The 5336-nt window shown below is 50.8% G+C and carries 5 protein-coding genes; 3 read left to right on the top strand and 2 right to left on the bottom strand.

All coding sequences use genetic code 11. The annotated features are described in order from the left end of the window. Positions 1–64: 64 nt before the first annotated feature. Positions 65–691 carry a hypothetical protein gene (locus CAG65_RS12805; protein WP_021706216.1) on the bottom strand — a complete coding sequence of 209 codons (627 nt, stop codon included), beginning with the start codon at positions 689–691 and terminating at the stop codon, positions 65–67. Positions 692–769: 78 nt separating this feature from the next. Between CAG65_RS12805 and CAG65_RS12800 the strand changes: the two genes are divergently transcribed. Together CAG65_RS12800 and CAG65_RS12795 are read left to right on the top strand one after the other, a co-directional pair. Further along, the gene (locus CAG65_RS12800; RefSeq protein WP_161448112.1) at positions 770–1177 is read left to right on the top strand and encodes a GFA family protein; all 408 of its coding nucleotides are present in this window, start codon (positions 770–772) and stop codon (positions 1175–1177) included. Positions 1178–1327: 150 nt separating this feature from the next. Continuing rightward, a complete protein-coding gene (locus tag CAG65_RS12795) occupies positions 1328–2962 on the top strand; it encodes a SulP family inorganic anion transporter (RefSeq protein ID WP_161453898.1) in 1635 nt (544 codons plus the stop codon). A 22-nt stretch (positions 2963–2984) separates the two neighbouring features. On the opposite strand, the gene CAG65_RS12790 is transcribed toward CAG65_RS12795, so the two are convergent. Further along, entirely contained in the window at positions 2985–3173 is a 189-nt protein-coding gene (locus CAG65_RS12790; RefSeq protein ID WP_021706219.1) for a hypothetical protein, read from the bottom strand. A gap of 415 nt (positions 3174–3588) precedes the next feature. Between CAG65_RS12790 and CAG65_RS12785 the strand changes: the two genes are divergently transcribed. Beyond that, positions 3589–4959, top strand: coding sequence for a YjiH family protein (locus CAG65_RS12785; protein WP_161453897.1), 1371 nt, complete (start codon positions 3589–3591; stop codon positions 4957–4959). Positions 4960–5336 lie beyond the last annotated feature (377 nt).

Raw genomic sequence — 5336 nt, 5'->3', positions numbered from 1 at the left:
GTAGAAGCACGCCCGATACCAACGTGGGCCTGAGCTTCCGCTTTCCCCTGTTCCAACAGGATGATTATGGTGTCTTCAGCAGTTTAGCCTGCGAAGATATCGCAAAAAGTATAGCGTGACTTTGCGTCGGTGCGTCCGCCATTGATTGACCAGCTTCACGAACTTTCATATTAACCCGCACTCCGTTCGGTTCTGCTGTGACAGCCGTGACTTCAATTCTGTCGCCAAGAAAATGGGTATCCGCCACCACCATACGGCTTCTTTGCGAATCAAAACGAAACAGCGTCAAATAATAAAAAGCCCCCGAACCCTGATTGGAAACCACCATGGGCGCAAGATAGAGCGCGTCGCCCTCGGTCGTCCACGGTATAAGCCGTTGGGTATCCACCACCACTTGGCCTCGCTCGATGCCGTCGTCATACCGGCCGCGAGCTTGGTGGAGATCCGGGTCATATTGATCGATAAACGCGAATGCTTTGCTTTGCGGAACTTCAATCGTCCATGGATTTGCGGATTGAATCGAGAAAACCTGATCTACAATTGGATCAGCAGACACCTTCTGAGCAGGAAACTTAGCCAGAATCTCCTCATCACTGAGGCTGAAACGATAAACGCCGGCAATGGCAACAATGACCAGCAGCACGATGGGAATAAGGAGAATAAGAGGTAGGGGTAAGCGTCGCTTGTTCATAATCGATCCGGTGTCTTGTATCTTGGTTATTAGGATAGCTAATGGCGATACCTTACCACAGCGAAGGTACAGAAGATGATGGAAAGTAAATGCAAAATTAGAATTGCTGACTGCAGTTGCGGTCAGGTGAATCTGGTCTGCCGCGGCGAACCGGCCCGCACTTCGCTGTGCCACTGTTTTGAGTGTCAGAAACGAACCGGCAGCGTTTTCGGTGTTCAGGCCCGTTTCGGCGCAGAGCAAGTCTCTTACAGTGGTGACATGACTGAGTATACCCGCCTGGCCGACAGTGGTGCAGAAGTCACCTACTCCTTCTGTCCGCGTTGCAGCACCACAATGCTAATGCGATTGAGTGCCCTGCCGGACATGCTTGTCATTCCCGTCGGTGTCTTTAACCAGCTCGACTTTGCGCCACCGAGTTTCAGCGTGTATGAGGAGCGTAAACAAGGATGGGTGCAGTTTGACTGCCAAATCGAATACGACCGTTGACCACATTAGCGGCAAAGTAAAACATGATCCAGCTCATCACGGGCTGGATTTTTTGTTTATGGCGCTTGATCTTCCCAGCCTCAGAATTATGATGCAATTATAATAACATTATAATGTCATTAACATGTTTTCCGTGAGGAGTAACGCACCATGTTGGCCATTCTCGAAGCCAGACAAGCCGGCCTGCTGAATAAACACCAGTGGGTCAGAAACATCATTGCCGGTGTCATCGTTGGAGTCGTCGCCCTGCCCCTTGCCATGGCCTTTGCTATCGCGTCCGGCGTCAAACCCGAACAAGGTATCTATACCTCCATCATCGCAGGCGTTTGCGTCTCACTGTTTGGGGGAAGCCGGGTTCAGATCGCCGGCCCAACCGGTGCTTTCATCGTGGTACTTTCGGGGATCACCGCGCAGTATGGCTTTGAAGGTTTACAAATTGCTACGCTGATGGCTGGCGGCATCTTGCTGCTGCTTGGGCTGGCTAAAATGGGCAGCATCATTAAATTCATCCCTGCGCCTGTGATTGTCGGCTTTACTGCCGGGATCGGTGTGATCATCTGGGTTGGACAATGGCGGGATTTTTTTGGTTTGCCTGAGATACATGGTCAGCATTTCCATCAAAAACTGTTGCAGTTATTTGAAGTCCTGCCTCAGTTTCACCTGACCACCACCCTGCTGGCATTGTTGTCGCTGGCACTGGTTCTGCTTGGTCCGAAATTGCCCGGCGTTAAGCGCGTGCCCGGGCCACTGCTGGCGTTGTTGGTCGTTACCAGCCTCCAATATCTATTTCAGTTTGACGATGTGCGAACCATCGGCTCAGCCTTTGGCGGCATTCCACAGGGGTTGCCTGAGTTTTCTCTGCCCAACGTGACCTGGGGAAAAATGATCGAATTGCTTGGACCGGCTTTTACCATCGCGATGCTCGGGTCCATTGAATCACTCCTGTCTGCTGTTGTCGCCGATGGCATGGCAGGCACACGTCACAACTCCAATCAGGAGCTGGTCGGCCAGGGCATTGCCAACATCGCGGCACCACTGTTCGGCGGGTTTGCGGCAACCGGCGCCATTGCCCGTACAGCAACCAACATTCGCAATGGCGGCAATTCCCCACTTGCAGGTGTGATTCACTCAGTGGTGCTGGTGTTGATCCTGCTGCTGCTGGCACCTCTGGCGGTCCATATTCCGCTTGCCACACTGGCCGCCATCTTGTTTGTGGTGGCATGGAACATGAGTGAAGCCCGGCATTTTATCGCGATGATCAAGCGCGCACCACGTGCAGACGTTGTGATTTTACTGATGACGTTTACTCTGACGGTCTTCGCGGATCTTGTGGTCGCGGTCAACATTGGGGTGATTCTTGCCACGCTGCACTTCCTGCGCCGGATGGCAAGCAGCGTAGCCGTGCATCAAGCCAGCCACAAAGAGTTGGTGGAAGAGTTCGCGCACAAAGGATTAGGCGAGCTTCCGCCAGACGTACTGGTCTTTACCATCGACGGGCCATTTTTCTTCGCCGCCGTGGAAAATTTTGAGCAGGCACTCTCCAGTACTCACACTGAACCCAAAACACTGATCATTCGTCTGCGCTGGGTCCCGTTTATTGATATCACTGGCTTACAGGCGCTCGAAGACGTAATTCGGGCTCAGCAAAGCAAAGGCGTTACGGTGATGTTGTCCGGGGCCAACGAGCGGGTTGATAAGAAGCTGCGTAGAGCCGGAGTGGTGGGTTTGGTTGGAGAAGAACACTATTTCGCGCACATCGAACTGGCGTTGCAAGCCCTAAAATAATGCAATAAGCGGCGCAAGCCGCTTATTTTACCTGCGGGTTATTGGTCGCCCCGTCATCCAGATAGCTGACACCGTGTTTGTCCAGATAATCGCGAATCAATTGGCGAACGACTTGCGAAGGCGTGAGATCCTGCTGGGCGCACAACGACTCAAACGCTTGCTTTTTTCTTGGGTCAATCAACACGGTTAAACGCGCACTTTTCTTTTCCATTGTTCTTCACCAACATGATAATCCAATTAACATCAAATTATCATCCTCAACACACTGCAACAACTCTGATCCGCATTTTTTGTCACGCATTTCTCATTCTGGGCGCTTTTATTTATCAGCCGCTCAACAACCATTCCTTCTGGCCTCAACGAATTAACCATACATCGGTCTGTAAAAAACACATGCCTTTCAATAAAACATCGGATATATTGCAACACACTGGAAACATATTTTTAACCAAAATATGCAATCAGTACGGACTTTTCGTCTGAATAATTAACCCATTATGTTGAATAGTATTGCATCCGATTACAAATGCAGATACTCTTGTCAGTAGTGAGTAATTAAGGATGTTTAGTGAATACATATGCCACGGAGTTGGCAGTAATTGACTAGCAGTAACATGAGTAACCCTATGCAAAGTAACACTCAAGCCCTAGAATCCAGCCCAGAGAAGGGCAATTTCTGGATGTTTTTCATCCCATCTCTGATCGGTGTATTCCTGTTTATGGCACCCGTCAGTTACAACGGTGATATCACCATTCCTGTCGCCATCCTGGCGAAATCCATTCAGGCTCTGTTTGGTGACGCTCTGGTCGGCATCGTGACGGCCATTATCGCGTTTATGTCAGCCGCTTCTCTTTTGTGCAAAGTTTTCAAGCCGGCATTTGTCACTCAAAACGCATTCCTGAACGGATTGTTTAACCCGACCCCACTGTGGCTGGCGGTGCGCCTTATCGGCGGCGCTGCGGTTGTCATGACGTTTTTTCAGCTCGGTCCTAAGGCGGTCTGGGAAGAAAACACGGGGGGCCTGGTTCTGGAAGGACTGTTGCCGACCCTGTTCTCCGTGTTCATTTTTGCCGGTCTGTTGCTACCGCTGCTGCTGAACTTCGGTTTGTTGGAACTGTTCGGTACCCTGCTGTCTAAAGTGATGCGTCCGGTGTTTAATCTGCCTGGCCGTAGCGCGATTGACTGTATGGCATCCTGGCTGGGTGACGGTAGTGTCGGTATCCTGCTGACCAGCAAACAGTACGAAGATAAATTCTACACCGCGCGTGAAGCGGCTGTCGTGGGGACGACCTTCTCAGCGGTGTCCATTACGTTCAGTCTGGTGGTGATTGCTCAGGTCAACCTGGAACACTTGTTCCTGCCATTTTACGGTGCGATCTGTCTGGCTGGCTTTGTGGCAGCCGTGATCATTCCTCGTCTGCCACCATTGAGCCTGAAAAAAGACAAGTTCATCGACGGCACCGCACCACACAAAGACGCTGATGCCATACCTCAAGGTCACACTACCTTCTCCTGGGGAATGGAACTGGCCCTGAACAAAGCCGGCCAGGTTAAGTCTTTCAAAGAGGTGTTTGCAGAAGGCCTGCGTAACGCGGCAGATATGGTCTTTGGTGTACTGCCCGTCGTGATGGGACTGGGAACCATTGCCCTGATCGTGGCGGAATACACCTCTGTATTTGCTTTCCTTGGCCAGCCTTTCATTCCATTCCTGGAACTGCTGGGCATTCCGGAAGCGGCACAGGCGTCACAAACCATCGTGGTCGGTTTTGCCGATATGTTTATTCCGGCGATTCTGGCGGCTTCTATCGACAGTGAGATGACGCGTTTTGTGATTGCTGCGATGTCTGTCACTCAGTTGATATACATGTCGGAAGTGGGCGCTTTGCTGCTGGGCAGCCGTATTCCGGTGAACATCTTTGAGCTGTTTCTGATTTTCATCCTGCGGACCCTGATCACGCTGCCAGTGATCGCTGGTGTTGCACACCTGATTTTCTAATCAGCACCACCACTTAATAAATTGACAAGCCCTGCCATCGTGCAGGGCTTGTTTGCTTCTGCGCTCCGGTGCACTCCATATTCGTGACAGTGGGCTAATATCTAATACAGCGAACCTAAACTTAAGTATCAAATCTATTAATAACTCATTCCCTTGCCGGATGACTAACCTTATAATATTAGTACGTTTACCCTTTTTGGCTCGAAAGCAGATAAATCACCGGGAAAAGGCATGAAGTGGATAGCAACCGCAACTTTAATCCTACTCAGTACATTCAGCCACGCTGCCGATCTACTGATTCATATTGACGGGCGACAAGCGCAAACCGTTTCTCTGAGCCAACTGACGAACGAAGTCGACCAAGACAACATTACCAC

It is taken from the genome of Vibrio sp. V39_P1S14PM300 (assembly GCF_009904765.1).
GTDB lineage: Bacteria > Pseudomonadota > Gammaproteobacteria > Enterobacterales > Vibrionaceae > Vibrio > Vibrio proteolyticus.
Note: the sequence above shows the minus strand (reverse complement) of the source record. Positions and strands in the feature narration are given on the sequence as shown.

Bases quoted from the DNA above. Each gene is read 5' to 3' on its own strand.
- CAG65_RS12805 (WP_021706216.1), bottom strand. From the start codon at position 691: ATGAACAAGCGACGCTTACCCCTACCTCTTATTCTCCTTATTCCCATC.
- CAG65_RS12800 (WP_161448112.1), top strand. From the start codon at position 770: ATGGAAAGTAAATGCAAAATTAGAATTGCTGACTGCAGTTGCGGTCAG.
- CAG65_RS12795 (WP_161453898.1), top strand. From the start codon at position 1,328: ATGTTGGCCATTCTCGAAGCCAGACAAGCCGGCCTGCTGAATAAACAC.
- CAG65_RS12790 (WP_021706219.1), bottom strand. From the start codon at position 3,173: ATGGAAAAGAAAAGTGCGCGTTTAACCGTGTTGATTGACCCAAGAAAA.
- CAG65_RS12785 (WP_161453897.1), top strand. From the start codon at position 3,589: ATGCAAAGTAACACTCAAGCCCTAGAATCCAGCCCAGAGAAGGGCAAT.